General features: G+C 70.5%; 24 protein-coding genes and 1 pseudogene. 5 read left to right on the plus strand and 20 right to left on the minus strand.

Annotated elements, in window-relative coordinates:
* From FHU40_RS18525 to FHU40_RS18535, 3 genes are read left to right on the plus strand one after another with little or no spacing between them, the layout of a single operon-like run.
* The gene (locus FHU40_RS18525; protein WP_183593685.1) at window positions 1–360 is read left to right on the plus strand and encodes a hypothetical protein; all 360 of its coding nucleotides are present in this window, start codon (window positions 1–3) and stop codon (window positions 358–360) included.
* On the plus strand, window positions 357–509 hold the full coding sequence (locus FHU40_RS18530; protein WP_183593686.1) for a hypothetical protein: 153 nt from the start codon (window positions 357–359) through the stop codon (window positions 507–509). Before FHU40_RS18525 ends, FHU40_RS18530 begins: the two co-directional genes overlap by 4 nt.
* Window positions 506–901 (plus strand): hypothetical protein, encoded by a 396-nt coding sequence (locus tag FHU40_RS18535; RefSeq protein WP_183593687.1) that lies wholly within the window; start codon window positions 506–508, stop codon window positions 899–901. The genes FHU40_RS18530 and FHU40_RS18535 overlap by 4 nt, the downstream gene beginning before the upstream one ends.
* Before the next feature lie 66 nt (window positions 902–967).
* Here the strand turns inward: FHU40_RS18535 and FHU40_RS18540 are convergent, their stop codons facing one another.
* Both FHU40_RS18540 and FHU40_RS18545 read right to left on the minus strand, forming a co-directional pair.
* Entirely contained in the window at window positions 968–1,696 is a 729-nt protein-coding gene (locus FHU40_RS18540) for a hypothetical protein (protein WP_183593688.1), read from the minus strand.
* Window positions 1,693–2,325 (minus strand): hypothetical protein, encoded by a 633-nt coding sequence (locus tag FHU40_RS18545; RefSeq protein WP_183593689.1) that lies wholly within the window; start codon window positions 2,323–2,325, stop codon window positions 1,693–1,695. The genes FHU40_RS18540 and FHU40_RS18545 overlap by 4 nt, the downstream gene beginning before the upstream one ends.
* Window positions 2,326–2,656: 331 nt before the next feature.
* Here FHU40_RS18545 and FHU40_RS18550 point away from each other — a divergent pair, with 331 nt between their 5' ends.
* Window positions 2,657–2,881, plus strand: coding sequence for a sigma factor-like helix-turn-helix DNA-binding protein (locus FHU40_RS18550; protein ID WP_183593690.1), 225 nt, complete (start codon window positions 2,657–2,659; stop codon window positions 2,879–2,881).
* On the opposite strand, the gene FHU40_RS18555 is transcribed toward FHU40_RS18550, so the two are convergent.
* The 7 genes from FHU40_RS18555 to FHU40_RS18585 form a co-directional block, all read right to left on the minus strand.
* Window positions 2,878–3,636, minus strand: coding sequence for a tyrosine-type recombinase/integrase (locus FHU40_RS18555; protein WP_183593691.1), 759 nt, complete (start codon window positions 3,634–3,636; stop codon window positions 2,878–2,880). The genes FHU40_RS18550 and FHU40_RS18555 overlap by 4 nt on opposite strands.
* Before the next feature lie 257 nt (window positions 3,637–3,893).
* Entirely contained in the window at window positions 3,894–4,106 is a 213-nt protein-coding gene (locus tag FHU40_RS18560) for a hypothetical protein (protein WP_183593692.1), read from the minus strand.
* A complete protein-coding gene (locus tag FHU40_RS18565) occupies window positions 4,103–4,384 on the minus strand; it encodes a hypothetical protein (protein ID WP_183593693.1) in 282 nt (93 codons plus the stop codon). Before FHU40_RS18565 ends, FHU40_RS18560 begins: the two co-directional genes overlap by 4 nt.
* A 300-nt stretch (window positions 4,385–4,684) precedes the next feature.
* Window positions 4,685–5,848, minus strand: coding sequence for a site-specific integrase (locus tag FHU40_RS18570; RefSeq protein ID WP_183593694.1), 1,164 nt, complete (start codon window positions 5,846–5,848; stop codon window positions 4,685–4,687).
* A gap of 108 nt (window positions 5,849–5,956) precedes the next feature.
* Window positions 5,957–6,367, minus strand: coding sequence for a helix-turn-helix transcriptional regulator (locus tag FHU40_RS29625; RefSeq protein WP_343057927.1), 411 nt, complete (start codon window positions 6,365–6,367; stop codon window positions 5,957–5,959).
* Window positions 6,368–6,460: 93 nt separating this feature from the next.
* Window positions 6,461–7,942 carry a hypothetical protein gene (locus FHU40_RS18580; RefSeq protein ID WP_183593695.1) on the minus strand — a complete coding sequence of 494 codons (1,482 nt, stop codon included), beginning with the start codon at window positions 7,940–7,942 and terminating at the stop codon, window positions 6,461–6,463.
* Window positions 7,943–8,000: 58 nt separating this feature from the next.
* Window positions 8,001–8,366 carry a hypothetical protein gene (locus FHU40_RS18585; RefSeq protein ID WP_183593696.1) on the minus strand — a complete coding sequence of 122 codons (366 nt, stop codon included), beginning with the start codon at window positions 8,364–8,366 and terminating at the stop codon, window positions 8,001–8,003.
* A gap of 216 nt (window positions 8,367–8,582) precedes the next feature.
* On the opposite strand from FHU40_RS18585, the gene FHU40_RS18590 reads away from it, so the two are divergent.
* Entirely contained in the window at window positions 8,583–9,449 is an 867-nt protein-coding gene (locus tag FHU40_RS18590) for a hypothetical protein (protein ID WP_183593697.1), read from the plus strand.
* A 35-nt stretch (window positions 9,450–9,484) separates the two neighbouring features.
* Here FHU40_RS18590 and FHU40_RS18595 read toward each other — a convergent pair whose 3' ends face one another.
* From FHU40_RS18595 to FHU40_RS18640, 11 genes and pseudogenes are all read right to left on the minus strand, one after another.
* Window positions 9,485–9,646, minus strand: a complete 162-nt coding sequence (locus FHU40_RS18595) for a hypothetical protein (protein ID WP_164519692.1) — start codon at window positions 9,644–9,646, stop codon at window positions 9,485–9,487.
* A gap of 9 nt (window positions 9,647–9,655) precedes the next feature.
* On the minus strand, window positions 9,656–9,886 hold the full coding sequence (locus FHU40_RS18600) for a hypothetical protein (RefSeq protein ID WP_183593698.1): 231 nt from the start codon (window positions 9,884–9,886) through the stop codon (window positions 9,656–9,658).
* Between the two features lie 279 nt (window positions 9,887–10,165).
* The gene (locus FHU40_RS18605; protein ID WP_183593699.1) at window positions 10,166–10,462 is read right to left on the minus strand and encodes a hypothetical protein; all 297 of its coding nucleotides are present in this window, start codon (window positions 10,460–10,462) and stop codon (window positions 10,166–10,168) included.
* Between the two features lie 13 nt (window positions 10,463–10,475).
* Window positions 10,476–11,000, minus strand: a complete 525-nt coding sequence (locus FHU40_RS18610; protein ID WP_183593700.1) for a thermonuclease family protein — start codon at window positions 10,998–11,000, stop codon at window positions 10,476–10,478.
* A complete protein-coding gene (locus FHU40_RS18615; RefSeq protein WP_281374788.1) occupies window positions 10,997–11,719 on the minus strand; it encodes a helix-turn-helix domain-containing protein in 723 nt (240 codons plus the stop codon). Before FHU40_RS18615 ends, FHU40_RS18610 begins: the two co-directional genes overlap by 4 nt.
* 141 nt (window positions 11,720–11,860) lie before the next feature.
* Window positions 11,861–11,956, minus strand: a pseudogene (locus FHU40_RS29060) (helix-turn-helix domain-containing protein); the annotation flags it as partial.
* A gap of 199 nt (window positions 11,957–12,155) precedes the next feature.
* On the minus strand, window positions 12,156–12,974 hold the full coding sequence (locus tag FHU40_RS18620; RefSeq protein WP_183593702.1) for a hypothetical protein: 819 nt from the start codon (window positions 12,972–12,974) through the stop codon (window positions 12,156–12,158).
* Entirely contained in the window at window positions 12,971–13,138 is a 168-nt protein-coding gene (locus FHU40_RS18625) for a hypothetical protein (RefSeq protein WP_183593703.1), read from the minus strand. Before FHU40_RS18625 ends, FHU40_RS18620 begins: the two co-directional genes overlap by 4 nt.
* Window positions 13,139–13,249: 111 nt before the next feature.
* Window positions 13,250–13,657, minus strand: coding sequence for a hypothetical protein (locus FHU40_RS18630; RefSeq protein ID WP_183593704.1), 408 nt, complete (start codon window positions 13,655–13,657; stop codon window positions 13,250–13,252).
* A gap of 393 nt (window positions 13,658–14,050) precedes the next feature.
* Window positions 14,051–14,584: a hypothetical protein gene (locus FHU40_RS18635; RefSeq protein WP_183593705.1), complete on the minus strand. Its 534-nt coding sequence runs from the start codon at window positions 14,582–14,584 to the stop codon at window positions 14,051–14,053.
* Window positions 14,581–15,339 carry an ATP-binding protein gene (locus FHU40_RS18640; protein ID WP_183593706.1) on the minus strand — a complete coding sequence of 253 codons (759 nt, stop codon included), beginning with the start codon at window positions 15,337–15,339 and terminating at the stop codon, window positions 14,581–14,583. Before FHU40_RS18640 ends, FHU40_RS18635 begins: the two co-directional genes overlap by 4 nt.
* Between the last annotated feature and the right edge of the window lie 8 nt (window positions 15,340–15,347).

Raw genomic sequence — 15,347 nt, forward strand, 5'->3', positions numbered from 1 at the left:
GTGAACACGCCCACCAGATCCCCAATGACACCTACGGGTAAGGCGTCAGATACCGCCATGACGTTTCCGACACTCTCCCCCCGCGAGCTGGTCGCCGGTCTGGTTGTCCTGGCGATGATTTTCATCGGCTACCTGTCCCTGGTCCTCACCGACCACGACGCGGATGGCTTCGTGGCGTTCGTCGTCACGGTCGCCGGTCTGGCTGGGCTCGGTGGCCATCAGGTCAAGCAGTCTCGGGCGCTGGCTACCATCAGCGAGCAGACCAACGGGGTCCTTACGCAGCGGATCGAGGCCGGGGCGCGCAAGGCGATCCGCGACGAGCTCGACCGGCGCGCCGAGCTCGAGGCGTCGGCGGAGTGACCAGTTCCCCGCTCCACTTCCGTAGCCGGCGCAACGCGCTCCTGGTCGGCTACCTCGGCATCCTCGTCGGCGCGGCCGCGCTGTACGACGCGTACGAGGGCCGCGGGCGGATGAAGCCGTTCCTGGTGAAGTTCCTCCCGGGGGCGTGACCATGTACCCCGCGCCCGACGTCCGGAGACCGCGCTTCAGCGTCTCGGTCAAGGCCGAGGTGCCCCTGACGACCGGGGGCATCGTGCGCATCCCGGCGCGCGGCTACCGGTGGAACGTCCTGAGCCTCATCGTGCAGTCGCTGACGTCCTTCGCCGACGCCAGCCAGATCACGACGACGTACCAGCTCTTCGCCGGTGATGACCGACCGACCGACCTGCTCGCGACCATCAACGCGCCCGGGTTCGCCACCCTCACCACCGACCCGAACCGGCCTGTGTTGATCGAGCCGTACGACGAGCTCGTTGTGAAGCTGACCTTTGAGAACCTGCCCGAGGGCAACATCACCCAGGCGACCGTCCAGGTGCGGGTCCAGCTCGAAGAGCTGCGTTGATCGTTCTCCCAGAGCGATTCTGAGCGAGGTACGACCCGAACGACCCGAAGGCACAGGTCCGGTCCGTCACTGCTGCGCGTGCTTGTAGCCGCTGGAGAGCGGGATCGGTGGGCACCGGTAGAGCTCGTGGGTGTTGGCGTCGAACATCGTGTACCAGTAGGGCCCGCGCAGCCGGGTCTCGTTCAGCTGCTCGCGCAGGTAGCGCGGCTCAAGGCCGATCGAGGCGGCCATCCGGTCGACGTCGGTCGGGTTCGGCACGTCGTACATCACCACCCGGTCGGCCTGGGCCAGACAGAGCGGGTCGATCGTCACCGGCCGCGGGCAGCACATGATCGCGGAGGTGTTGTAGTGCCGCGACTGCTGGAGCAGCACCCGGGCGTGCGGGCCGGTCCGGTTGCTGGGGAACACCTCGCCGGCCTCGTCGATCCACACGAGGACGCGGCGGTCCTTCGGGTACAGCGCGAGCGCGACCGCGCGGTCCAGGTCCTCGCGGTAGGTCTTCGACGCCGGGTTGGCCACCCAGCGAGTCACGGTGTGCTCGCCCTTACGTCGAGGGATAGGCAGCTGGTCCGGCAGCTTCGGAACCGTCACCGTGCCGATGTCCGAGCCCGGGTCGGCGTCGCCGTGCGGATCGATCACCAGCTTGTCGATCGCCGGCCAGTTGCGGAACACCTCGTACGCCCACGCCGACTTGCCCGAGCCCTTGCGCCCCACGACCAGGATGAGCTGGTTCTTGTCCGGGTCGATCGGCGGGAACGGGTGGACCTGCCGGGCGTACTCCTGCGCCTGCGTCACGGGTAGGCGGGCTCGTCGACCTGCACCCACTCGGCCATGCTCTGCGCGCCGGCGTCCGGCGGCGGGGTCGGCTGCGGGTCCTCGTGCTGGTAGGCGCGGAGCTGCTCGAGCTGGTCGAGCTGCTTGGCGACGTAGCCGACCAGGCCGAGCGCGAGGCGGATCAGGTCGGTGACGTCGGGGTTCTCGGCGCCCTTCGGCGTACGGCGCGATGCCAGGCTGGCCAGCGGGTCGCTGATCGCCTCGACGTCGTCCTCGTCGGGCAGCCACAGGCCGCTCTCACGGGGCAGCGTGGCCGGGCGGGTGAGGAACCGGTGCGCGAAGCCGCCGGCGGTCGCCACGGCGGCCTCGGCGGTCTTCTTCAGCGCGCGCAGGCGCTCGCGTGCGCTACTGCGGGTCGAGGGGGCTGCGGAAGCCGTATCGGGGGAGGCGGCGGCGGCGGTCGGGTCGTACCCGCCGGGACTCGGCGACCACTCCGGGTCCGTCCCCGGGGTCGGTGGCTCCTGGTTGCGGCTCGCGCTGAACAGCGGGCTGGTCGGGATCGGGTCCGGCGGCAGGCCCGGGCTCGGCGTCGTCGCGTCGGCCTCCGTCGTCTGCTCGGGGTCCTCGGTGCTTCGGCTGCGGGGCGGCATAGTCGACCTCCTTGACGATGGGTGCGGGCGCCCCCGAGCCCGCGCTCTCCGGGCTCGGGCTCGGGGGCGGTGAGTCGCCGCCGCGCTGGGTCGCCACCCGACGAGCGCGGACCGTCAGGTCACAGCCCTCGGCCGAGCAGGTGCCCGTCCAGGTGACCCGGTTCTTGGCGGCGTGCGTCTCGGTGACGTGGCCGGCGTCGCAGGTTCCCCGAACCAGCGGGCCACGCCCACCAGCAGCGCTCTTCGACGTACTCACGCGCTCGATACTCGGGAGGAACCCCCGCTTACCTACACGTATTACTAGGCGCGTCGCGCCGGAGAGGTGGTCACCATGACCGTCGTCGCAGAGCTCGACTCCCTACCCGAGCGGATCAAGGTCAGCAGCGGCCGGATCACCGAGCTCCGCGAGCAGCTCGCCGCCGAGCTCGAGACCAGGGAACGGCTGATCGTCCAGGCCGTTGACGAGGCCAACATCCCCCAGGCCGACGTCGCCCGCGCCGCCGGCGTCTCCCAGCCACACATCATCCGGATCCTGGCGAAGGCCTCGAGCGACTAGCTCGCGAGCCGGCCGGCGCGTGCAGCTGCTCGCAGTCGGTCGTCGGTCAGCCCGACGTAGCGCATCGTGGTCTCCGGCCGGGAGTGGCCAAGCAGCCTCATCACGGCGAACAGGTCGCCGGTGCCGTCGTACGAGCGGGTCGCGAGTCGGTGCCGGAGCGTGTGGGCCGTCCAGCCTTCGGGGAGGGCGTCGGAGAGCAACTTGCTGACCCAGCCCGCTGAGACCGGGTTGCCGGAGTACCGGTTGGGGAAGGCGTAGCCCTGCAGCTGTCGCAGACGGCCGTGCAGCTGCGGCTCCTCGAGCGGGACCAGGCGTTGCTTGCCGCCCTTGCCGTGCACGACTAGCACGTCGTCCAGGACGTCGCGGGAGTGCACAACGGCGATCTCGCGGACCCGGAGACCACCGAACGCCGCCAGCTGGGCCATGAACGTCAGCCGCGCATCGAGTCGGGTCACGGCGTACTTCACCACGAACTCCGGCGCCGGCCGCGGCACGCCCTGCGGGACCTTGATCGGCTGGAGCACCAGCGACGGGTCGTCGTCGATCCAGCCGTTGCCGTGCGCCCACCGGAAGAAGCCGCGGTAGACCGTCCTCGCGCTCTTCTTCGTCTCGGCCGCCGCCCAGCCCTCACGCGCCATCACCTCGATCAGCAACCGCGAGTTCACCGTCCAGGGCGTGGCGGTCAGCACCATCAGCTGGTTGAGGTAGTGGCGGTGCAACCGGACCGTGCTCGGGGACCGGTTCGCAGCACGCATTGCCAGCGTGTACTCGTAGATGGCGCTCGGCCAACTGGTCGGGCGCCGCTGTGACGCACCCATTACGTGCAGGTTATTCATCAACGTCAGTCCAGAGAAGCCCCGCGTCGGGTAGGCCTGTGACCTGCGCGGTCGGTTAACCGCACCCCTTCCCGCGGTAGGAAGGAGCTCCCGAGAAACAATCACAGCCCTGAGATCGGCATCACAGGTGGTGACTTGACGGGCCGAACGGCCCTGGTCAGATACCAGGAGTGGCGCTATGAGGCCCTGGCTCGCTCGATGATCAGGTCGGCCGCGAAGTCTCGCACGACGTGCGCCGCGAGCTCGATCGCCTCGGCCAGGTCCAGGGCGAGCTCGATCGGGTCGTCTGCCTGGTCGAGGACCCGGGCGGCGGTGTCCAGCAGGCTCGTGACGTCCTGGCCGACATACGGGTATCCGGGCAGCCGGAAGAGCCCGATGTACGGCCTCATCGGGCTGCCCCGACCCCGGCCCCGGCGTCGCCAACCGCCGGGACCGGGGAGTCTGTGTCCGCCGCTTCGGGCGGAGTGGTGCGCCCGATGCGGTTGATCCGGTCATGCAGTGCAGTTCGGGCATCCAGCGCCGCTCGATGGGCGGCCGCCTCCTCCGCAGTCGTTCCGGTGCCACGGTCGGCGGCGTAGGTGGCCTGCGTGTGGGCGGCATCGGTCTCGACCATCGCGTCGTAGAGCGCGAACAGCTCGTCGCGCAGCGTGCGATCACTCTCGGTCATCAGGATGCCCTCCGCTCACGCCACTCGATCAGGTCGATTACGTCTGCGACAGGGCCTCTGACCTGGGCAATTGGGTAACCGGAGGGTTGTTGGTTCGAGTCCAACCGGGGGAGCCAGAAGAGGGCCTCTGACCTGGGCAAACGTCCAGGCAGGGGCCCTCTGAGATTTGAATCTGATGACGAAACTGTCCAGAAACAGGCCAGTAACGCTCGCGGCCAAGACCTCGAGAGCGCTCTGCGCGGGGCAGAGTGCACGCCGGGTATCGAGCGCTCCCGTGCGGGGGACTTCGTGGGGCGACCGTCAGGTAGAGGGCCGGAACTTCTCGAGATGGACGGTCAGATCGGGCGCGACCGTGGCCTTGTGAACGTAGAAGTCGCGGGTGATGTCGCTGTCTTCGTGACCGAGCTGGGCCTGGGCAGCGTCGATTCCCACTTCACGGTCGATGAGGGTGGCCACCGACCTGCGGAAGGTGTGGAAGGTGACCCAGTCGTAGGCGGTGTCGTCGACCACCTGGTTCCACATCCGTTCCCAGTTTGAGATCTGCCGCCAGGTTCCGCGGCGGGTCGGGAACACAGCGCCGTGCGGGTTGGCGTGGTTCTCGACCTGGCGCCGTAGCAGGATCCCGACGGCGAACGGTGGTAGGAACAGGGTGCGGTAGCCGGCGCTGGACTTGGTCCACGGTTGCCGGAAGGTGCCCACACCGGTCTCGGTGATGATGGTTCCGGACACGGTAAGTGTGGGATGTGTGGCTGCCAGATCGATCTCGGAGTAGATAAGCGCGCCGATCTCGCCGATGCGACAGCCGGTACCCAGGATGAGGTCGACAGCGTCCATGAGATCGGTGGTCGGCCGTGGGCCCGGTCGCTTGCTGCTGGTCGACTCTGCGACGAGGCTGCGGACGTCCTGGATCTGGTCCATGTCGAGGTACTCGATCTCGCGTCGCGGTTTCGATATACGCGCGACGTCCCGCACCGGGTTCGAGGCCATGACGTCGTGACGGACGGCCACGGCGAACATTCCGTGGAGGACCTTGCGGAGCATGGTGGGGCTGAAGCCAAGGGCGGCTCGATCTTTGACGACGCGGTCAAGGGTGCTCGTCCGGCAATCGCGCAGCCGTCGCTCTCCGATCACGGGCACGATCTGGTTGTTCACCGTGCTGCGGTATGCCTTGAGGGAGTTCGTAGCCACCTGCTGCGCCTCTTTCTCTCGCAGCCAGAAGACAGCGAGTTCAGCCACCGTGGTCAGCGGTGTGAGTTCGTTCTCGCTGGCCTCGGCGCCGTTGAGCTCTTGGAGCTTCCGGATCAGAGCGGTGCGAGCAGCCTGGGCGCTGTCAGCGCGGGCGCGGACGCGTGCCACTCGGCCACTGAAGTACACATAGTTAGCGGAGGCCTCATGGGTGCCGGCGGCGGTCTTGGAGACGCCGATCGTGCCCCAGGTGCCTGGCGGCATCGGCGGGCGCGGCATCAGCCGGCCTCACTCGATGCGGGCTGGTCGATCCCGAACGGGTACTTGCCGATCATGCGGGCCTTCCGGATGGCGCGTTGTGCGGTCGTTCGCTAGAGGGTATGCGTGCTAGGCAGTGCGGGGATCTGTGTGTTGGTCCAGGTAGGTCTCCACCTCGGTGCGTCGGTAGCGAAGAGCTCCGCCGACTTTGATGGCCCGAGGGCCCTGCTTGCGGGTGCGCCACTGGTAGAGCGTGCCTCTGGGAATCCCGAGCCACTCTGAGACCTCTTCGATGGTCAGGAGCGGGTCGTAGCCCGCCGTCACCATCGACAACGCCGGGGTCTCTACCTGTCGGTCGGCGCTTGTATCGCGGGCTTTGCGAGCGCGTTCTGCCGCTTCACGTGCTTGCTTCTGTGCTGCTGTCGGTCGTGCCATCGTGCATCCACTCCGTTGTCTCGCCGGTGACTGCTTACGGTCACCTAGGGGAAGGAAGGCGCCCGCAGCGATCAACGCAGGAGGAACGGGTCGGAAGTGACCCATGCGCAGCGGTTGTGCGATGCCGCTGGACGGATCGCCCGGCGCCTCCGCGTGGAGTTGGTAGCCGTGGCAAGGGTGGTCTCGGACATAGGTTCCTCATCGTGATTGGGCACCGCCGAACCGTTGTAGGGGTGTAAAGGCCGGCTCGAGCAGCGACCGTCGACGCGTGGGCAGCGGGTTCAGGGCCGGGGAAGTTGCCGCGACATCGAGCGATCGGTCGGCGCCGTTGGCGATGGTCAGGTCAGCAGTTGCTGCAGCCGTTGCACTGGCGGATACCGTCGTTGCACTCGCTGTACGCAGGGACTCCCGCACTGGTCGCGGTATCGGTACGTTGCGGCGGGCAAGGATGTCGGCCGGGCTGACCCAGACGACGTCGCCTTCCGGCGGATTAACGACCAAGCCGGCTTCGATGTCGTTGTGGGCGCGGATCGAGAGTGCCCGTGCAGGCCCGGTGAGACCTGCCGTGTTGCCTTTCTCGGCGACAACGTGCGCGAGCTCGGCGCCGGCCCTGATCGCACGGAGGGTCGCAAGGGTGGCTTGGGGGAGTCCTGGCCGGGTGGCGATGACTTCCGGCGCCGCGAGCGTGGTGGTGTTGTGGGTGATCTGGCGGTACGCGGCGCGGACCTCCGCGGCCGCGCGCGCCAACGGCTCCTCGAGGCGAGCGCCCGGGGGAGCGAGGTCGCCCCAGCGGCGGGCTAGATTGCTCCAGGAGCGGCCTGCTTCGGCGATCGCGGGGACCAGGCGGTCCGAGGGCTCGAGGATGCCGGCGGTGGCGGCCGCGTCGACGAGCACCATGCTGGCGCCGGCGACGAGTCCCTGGGTACGGGTGATGAGCAGGATGTTGGACGGCTCAAGGTCGCGGGCCAGCGCGCGGTGGGACTGGATGTCCCAGTTGGCCAGGGCCTGTGCCAGGCGGCCGGGGTCGTCGACGGGCCGAATCGCCTCGCCCGCGAGTGTCTGGGCGAACCGGTCGGTCAGGTAGCTGCGTGCGGTGTTCTCGCACGCAGACATCCGGTCTACCCAGACCCCGGTGGGTGCGATCGCGTAGGGGGAGTGGTGCTGGGCCAGCTGGACCCGGCGGCCGGAGCCGCGGGCGTCGTTGACGCGGTCGCGGCCGTTTTCGTGCAGGGCGACGATGACGGCGTGGGCGGTCAGGTAGAGACCGTGCATGACTCTGGTCCGGGCTGCCTCGAGGTCGCGGTGGGCCTCGGTCTGCTCGTGCGGGACCTCGGCGCCGTAGCGGCGCACCAGAGCCGCGGCGTTGAGGAGAGTCTGGGTCATCTGGTCGACGCGGGGGTTGGTCGGGCCCGGACCTGGCCAGGCCTTCCGGCCGGACAGGCTGGACGCGATGGTCGAGGCCTGCGCCGACAGGCTGGTGATGGGCCGATCGCGCTCGTCGACGCCAGGTCGGCGACCCGGTAGCGAGGCCCACAGGTCCTCCGCGGCCGCGACTATCGTCGGCCAGCTCCGCAGGAGCGTGCCGGCGTCATCGCCGTCGACGTCCACGAGCAGCTGGCGAGCCAGGTAGTCGACGTCGAAGAGCATCTCGCCGACGGTGCGTACGTCGCGCGAGGTCATCGGGATCTGGTCGACGTCGAAGAGCTCCTCGTCGATGTCGGCGTACGCCAGGCGCAGGTCAGTAGCCAAGGCCGCGGGCTTCCCGGATGAGGTCGCACAGGTCGACGACCAGCTGCGAGCCGTGGACCATGTCCGGCTGGTGCAGCGGTAGCGGGCGGGTCAGCTCCTCGGCCTCGGTGAGCAGCTGCAGGGGCGTTCGTTCCTCGAGGTCGGGGAGCGGGTCGACGTCGGGTAGCTCGTAGTCGTCGGGCAGCAGGGCGCTGACCTGGGAGTGCGCGAGGTAGACACCCAGCCCGAGGTCGTGGAGCGGGGAGTCGGGGGCGGCGTCCTCGGCGTCGCTCCACACCTGGGCAGCGGCCTGGTGCAGCAGCTGGGCGATCGAGCCGAGGCGGCCCCAGGTGGCGTCAGCGTTGAGGGTGTCCACGCGTGTTCCTTTCAGTCGGAGGTCGGCCTGGCCCATGAACCCACGGCCGGCCGCGGCCCGCTGCGCCGAGCGGCGGGCTGTGGATAACTCGGGGTGCGGTCGGCACCTGGGCACAAACTGGTCTCGTTCGCCTATGTCGTTCGGTGGTTGCCGGACGATCACCGCGAGCAAAGTCAAGAGATCCGCACTAGGGCTGCAAGATGGAGGAGGGTCGAGATGAGGTTCCCGATGACCGTGCTGAGAGCCGTGACGCTGGCGCCGGCACTGCTGGTGAGCTTCGTCCTCACCGCGGTGGTGTGCGCTCTGCTCCCGCCGCCGCTGGGCCTGGTGGCGTTCATGGCTGCGTGCGGACTGCTGGTCGCGCTGGCGCTGGGGCAGCTGCAGGAGCCTGCGGTCGCGGCGTTGACCAGGTCGCGGCCGGCGACGGAGGCCGAGGTCCGGGTGATGGCGCTGGTGCTGGTCGAGCTGGGCGGCCGCGGTGTCGACGTCGGCGCGCTGTTCGTGCGCCGGATCCAGCGACCGAGCACCCCGGTGGCGGTGGCGATCGGCCGGCGCAGTGTGGTGGTCAGCCCTGGGCTGGTCGAGGCGACGTACCGCGGCGGTGTGACCGGCGCGGAGGCGGCCGCCGCGCTGGCTCATGCGGTCGGCCGGCGCCAGGCGATCCGGCCGCGTCTGGAGCTGGCCGTGCTGGCGGCGACGACGCCGTGGCGGTTGATGGTGGCGACGTTCCGCGGCGTCGGCCGTGCCTTCGCCTGGCTTCCGTTCATGCGGCTGGCCTGGACGCTGCGCGGCGTCGTAGGGGTTATCTGCGCGGTGCAGTCGGTCGTTGAGGACCGGGCCTGGGCCGGTCTGCTTGGGGGCGCGGTCATCGCGCTGACCTACCTGGTGCCGGCGGCCGGCCGGCGGATCGAGCTCCACGCGGAGGCCGAGGCCGACCGGTTCGTGCTCTCGCTCGGCCTCGGTCCCGTGCTGGCAGGTCTGCTGCGGCGCTACGGGCACCCGATGACCCTCGAGCGGATGCAGCGCCTGCAAACGGCCGTCGAGCAGCCTCAGCGTCCGCGGCTTCACCTGGTGCATGGCTGAGGCTGTTCTCTGGCGGTGCGGCGGCCGGCGGCGGGTTACTCGTCGTCCTGGAAGCCGGACGTGGAGTGGTGCACGCAGCCGCGGCCGTCGCCCTCGTGCGGCTTGTGGTTCATGCAGGGCAGCGAGCCCAGTTTGTGTGAACAGTCGACCCAGCGGACGGTCGAGGGTCCGGTTGTCGGCGCGAGTGCGGTAGCCATCGCGGCCTCCTATCGGCGCGGGCCGCGGCGGCGGCTGAGCTGGGGCCGCTGGTAGGCGGCGGTGTCGGTGTGGTCGTGCTGGCGGTCGGACCGGTGGACCTGTGCGATCTCGGCGTCGGGGGAGGGGCCGGTGTCGGCAGCCGCGGCCTGGGCGCATGCTTCCTCGCTGGCCCCGATCTCCTCGGCGCGCTGTCGCGCCTCTTCATCGAGCGCGGCTTCCTCGCGAGGGGCGTCACTCATGTGAACTCCTATGGATCCCGTGGACCGGCACCAGCTGCGCCGGTCCTCCTGGTCACCTATGTGCGGACCGAGGGCCCGGGCGATCATCGCGGCCGAACTGGGTTGAACGCGGGGCCTGGCCGGTGCTCAGGCCGGCTGGGCCAGCAGTGTGGCGGCGAGCATCTGTGCCGTGTGCTCGAGGACGGCCTGGGAACCGGTCGTGTCCGGGCGGTCGCAGCACGGATGGGTGTCGTAGCCCTCGTCGACGAAGATGCGGTGCAGCTGGCCACCGCAGGCACGTCAGGGCCGGCCGGCGTGGGTGGGGCACTGGTCGACCGCCACGGCGCAGGGCAGACACGGGGCGGGCGGCGGAGGAGTGATCTGGTGGTCGCGGTCCCGGTCGCGACGCTGGCGCAGCACCGTGGCGGTCTGTTGCCACGGCGCATGCTCGAGGTGCGCCGGCGCCGGACGTCCGAGCGCCTGGTCGACCGCCGCTTTGAGGAACTGCTCACCGCAGCCGAGGATGCGCTCGTCGACGCCGCGGCCGTAGCACCATCGGGCCAGTGTCTTGGCGGCCGTCATCGGCTGCTCGTCCATCTCCGGCCGTCCCTTAGCAGGTCCCCCACAGGCCACGGGGGGCCTCCTGGGCATCGTCGGCGGCCGCGGCGTACGAGTCTTCCCGGGCGAGGTCCTGGGCTGCCTCGTAGCGGCGTGCGGCGCCGCGGGCCAGGAGCTCGTGGGCTACGTCGACGTCGTCGTGGTCGACGTAGCGCAGCAACCGGTCGTACCGGTCGCGGTCGGGCTGGCCGCTGTCAGTGACGAGCTGGACGGTGCTGCCGACCGGCGCGAGTTCCTCGAGCAGGTCTGTTGCCTGGTCGGCGTAGCACTCGGCCGGCGTCGGCGGGTGGGCGACTTCGGGGGCGTCGATCCCCAGGAGCCGGACGCGGCCGAGCTGGCGGCCGCCGAGGGTCTCGACGCGGATCGTGTCGCCGTCGACGACGGCGGTCACGCGCACCCGGGTGGCCGCGCCCTCAGTTGGTTCGGGGCCGGTCGGACCTCCGGGGATGGCAGCCTTGATCCCGCCGGCGGTCAGCGCGAGGACCGCGGCCGCCGCCAGGCCGATCAGGGCCTTCACCGGGCCACCCTCAGCTGATCCCGCTCGCCGGCACCGGGGATCGCCCGCTCCTGCTCGCGCACCCCGAGGGAGCGGTGACCGCGCTCGGGCACGTGCTCGACGACGTCGCCGGCACCGATGCTGCTGGAGGGCTGCTCGGGTAGGTCGGCGGCGATCGTCGCGGCCAGGTCCCGCAGCGGCGGGGTCTTCTCGATGCGCCGGGTCGCGTGCAGCACGGTGGTGTGGTCGCGGTCGAAGTGACGCGCGATCGCCGGCAGGCTGTGCCCCTGGATGCGGGCCGCGGTCATGGCCACGGCGCGGGCATCCGAGGCCGTTCGGGTCCGGTCGGCGCCCAGGAGGACCTCCGGGGTGGTGCCGAAGGCCTCCGCGGCCGCGACCACGGCGTGCTCGACCGGGCCGTCAGGCTCGAACGTCGACGCCGGCGCCGGGTCAGGGATCTCCTCGGGGAGGCCGGCGGCGATCTTCGCGGCCAGGCCGTTCAGCGCGGGGGACTTCTCGATGCGCCGGGTCGCCTGGAGCACGGTGGTGTGGTCGCGGTCGAAGTGACGCGCGATCGCCGGCAGGCTGTGCCCCTGGATGCAGGCCGCGGTCATCGCGACCGCACGGCCATCGGCCGCGGCCCTGCTGCGGTCGGCGCCCAGGAGATCCTCGGGGGTGGTGCCGAAGGCCTCCGCGGCCGCGACCACGGCGTGCTCGACCGGGCCATCGGGCTCGAACATCGACGCCGGCGGATCCGGGTGGAGGGGGACCACAGTCGCTTCGGGCCGTGGGATCCGGGCGGCGTAGCGGACGTTGACGTGCTCGCTCACCCGGGCCGCGGCGGCGGCCAGCCGGGGCCGTTCGGCGGTGCGGCGTACGGCGTGGACCACCGAGCCGTGGTCCTTGTTGAAGTGTTCGGCGATCGCTGGCAGGGACAGGCCGACCTCGCGGGCGGCGGTCATTGCCACGGCGCGGGCAGTCGCTGACCGGGCGGCTGCGCTCGGCGCTCAGGATCGCCTCCGGGGTGGTGCCGAACATCGGGGCTGCGGCGTTGATGGCCAGCTCGCACACCGCTGCCGGGCCGGTTGCCGGCTGCCGACGGCAGGGTCTGGTCGACCTGGACAGGCGAGGACCGGCCACCAGCTGACCGGAGCTGGTCGGCGTCCAGCGGCGCGATCAGGTCGGCGACCTGGTCGTGCTGCCCGCGGCCGGCGGCATCGAGGACTGAGGCCCTGCCAGTTGGCGGCCGCCCTGATCGAGGTCCATGACCGTCCTCCCGCCTACCGCGCCGGTGACCCGACGGCCGGGGCCGCCTGGCGGGGCACCTGGCCGCGTCTCTGTTCGGCCATCCGCCGGCGGGCGTTGTCGGTGATGCTCGCTGGCGATGCCGGCCGACTGTCGGGCGTTGGCCGCGGCGTGGTCGACGACGTTCTCGAGCAGGCGCATGTCCTCGTCGGCTCGGCCGAGTTCCTTGCCGGCGGTCGCGATGCTCCGCTCGAGGGTGACCGGCTCCAGCAGCGACGGCGGCGTCACCCGCTGGGCCGCTATCTGCGCGCTGTCGACGTGCTGCGCGGTGAGCCGGGCCATCGGCTTGGCCAGGTCGATCATCTCGCCCATGACGGCGAGGCGCGGCTTCAACTGCGCGACCTCGCTGGCGATCTCCGGATCGGAGGTGTCGGCCTCCTGGAGGAGATCGTGAGCGTCGGCGACCGCGTGCGATGCCCGCTCCAGGTGTCCGGTGAGTTCATCAACCAGCTCAGCGTTGTCGCTGCAGCGCCGCTGCAGGCGGCTCAAGTGCTCGCCGGCCGCCTCGAGGTAGTAGTCACCACGGTCGCTGAGGCGGGCCTTGGCCGAGTCGAGTTCGGCGTCATCGAGAACCCGGAGTGCCGAGTTGATCGTGGTGTGCAGCTCGTCGACGACCCGGCGGGCACGTCCTACGGACTGCTCGGCCATGAAGACGGCGTCGGCGGCGTGCAGAGCGGTGTCGGTCGTCATGACGACTCACCGCCCTCTGCGTCGGGCGGGGGCATACTGCTCGACGCGGGCAGCACCTCGCGGAGTCGATCGAGCGCGGCCAAGGCCTGCTCGAGGCAGTCGCGGGCCTCCTGAACCGGGTCACGGTCGGCCGCGGCGGACGGGGAATCGGTGGGCGTGCTCACGTGCAGCTCCTTGGTGGACCGGGGTCATCTCTCAGTCACCAAAGGAAGGTCGACCCGCTCGAGCGATCACCGAGCGCGAGGGAATCTCGCGGGCCGTTCAGCCGCGTGAGGTCAGGGCTGGTCCCAGGGCATCGACTCCTGCCCGTCGTCGACGCCTTGGCTGATGATGTGCGCGGTGGCGTTCCGCGCGGCGTTGAGGTGCTTGTGGAGGTCGACCGCGAGACCGCGAGCCTCCTCCAGATGGAGACGCGCGACGCCGATCGCCATTGCCGGGTCGGACTCGTCGGTCATCGAGTCCATGCTGAGCACCTGGTCGGCCAGAGCCCGCTCGAGCGTGCTCGACAACTGCGAGAACGCCTGGGGCAGCGCGGCCGCGAGGTCTGCGAACTCCGCGAGCTCGTCGGAGGTTTCGGCCGGGATCTGATCGCGCTCCCACATCGTGGCGCGGTTGAAGCCGTAGACATGCTCGCGGGCCGCCGTCGCATGCCCGCCCGATTCGAGCTGGTCGTCGTCGTCCACCAGGTGCCCTTCCTGCCGAGAGGTAGGGCTTGAGTCTCGCGGATCTCGCCGGCGCTCGCGCGCCGCCGGCGGCGGGCTGTGGATAAGCCGTAGGGTTCCCTCCGGGGCCCGGGGGCAGGAGACTGATCGGCCATGGACGACCAGGCGGCCTTGATTGCACGGCGGGTAGCGCTCGCCGCTGCGGCTTGGTTCAACGCTCCGGCCGACGTCGAGGCCTACCGCCGGCTCGCCGCGGCGGTGGGGGAGTGGAACGCCTATAGCGCACCGCAACTGGAGGACGGCGACGTCGACGAGCTGCTCGACGGCCTCGCCGACGTCGCGCCCCCCGATGCCGCTGGGCGAGGGCGTCGCCGAGCTCGAGGCGGACCTACGTCGGCAGGCTCGCCGCGAGCCCTAACGCCGCGGCGCGTCGCTGCCGCGGTCGGAGGCGGACGGGAGTTTACGCCGGCGGCGGCCGGCATCGAGACTGCCGGGTGCCGGGTCGGCGGCCGAGGGTGCTTCTGTGGCCAGGGTCTCGCGGATGTAGCGGTCGAAGCCGGGCATCGTGAACCGGACCTCGCCGCGACTGGCGGGCTCGATGATGCCCTTGTCGATCAGGCGCTCACGCGGAACACCAAGGGCCTGCGTGGGCCGGCCGAGCGCCGTGGCGATCTCTGCCCGCGTCACCGTGGGAGTGCCGGCCTGCGCCATCACGGACATGATCTGCTTCTCCAGGTCCGTCGCGGCCGCCCACCGGGCTGCGTACATCGCGGTCAGCTGGTCATCTGCGAGCGGCAGCCCTGCGTGCATCTGGTCGAGGTCGAGTACGTCGCCGGCCGCGGAGGGTTGGGCCGCATCCCAGGTCGCGTGCGCGAGGACTTGTAGCAGGTAGGGAAACCCTTGGGCCTCGCCGGCGACCGCCTGCAGCGCTGCGGGTGTCCAGGTCACGCCCAACTCAGCTGCAGGCTCAGCGACGGCGGCCGCCGCGGCGGCCGGCTCGAGTCGGGGGAGTGTGAGGAAGTGCTGCGCTCACCGAATGTGGCCGCGTTGACCAGGACTCCCGGCGTCGAGGGTAGGCCGGCGCCGATGACGGCGAACGGGTTGTCCTCGCGCCGTCCAGCCAGGTTCTGCATGGCGTTGAGCAGAACTGCGAGGTCATCACGGGTGCCCGCGTGCAGCTCGTCGATGAAGACCACCAGGCCCGCGCCGCCTGGGCCGCGGACCCGGGTGCTGGTCTCGTGTAGGAGATCCTCGAGGGCTGAGATCTGGGCGCCGCGTGAAGGCGCGTCGGTGCCGGAGCGCTCGGCGGCGGCCGCGGCGCTCACCTTCACCACGCTGGGCAGGCCGAACTCGAGGCCGATGCTCTCCAGGCGGAGACGCCAGCTGCCCTTCTCGGAGCGAGGGAGGATGTCCGCGGTCTCGATCGCTTTGCCGACACGGCTCACCAGGTCGGGCAGGAACGGCGCGTTGCGGCGGCAGGCCACCCATGCGGTGATGAATCCGTGGGCCTCGGCGTGGCGCTGGGCCTCGCGCAGCAGGGAGGTCTTGCCGACCCCGCGCGGGCCTAGGAACACCAGGAGCGGGCCGCCCATCTCGCCGTAGGTGCCGATCCGGCTTAGGTAGCCTCTGATCCTGTCCTGCTGTTGTTCCCTCCCGGCCAGGACCCGCGGCAGTTCGCCCGGGGCGTAGGGGTTGGGCAGCATCAGAGGTC

This window comes from Nocardioides soli (assembly GCF_014191495.1).
GTDB lineage: Bacteria > Actinomycetota > Actinomycetes > Propionibacteriales > Nocardioidaceae > Nocardioides > Nocardioides soli.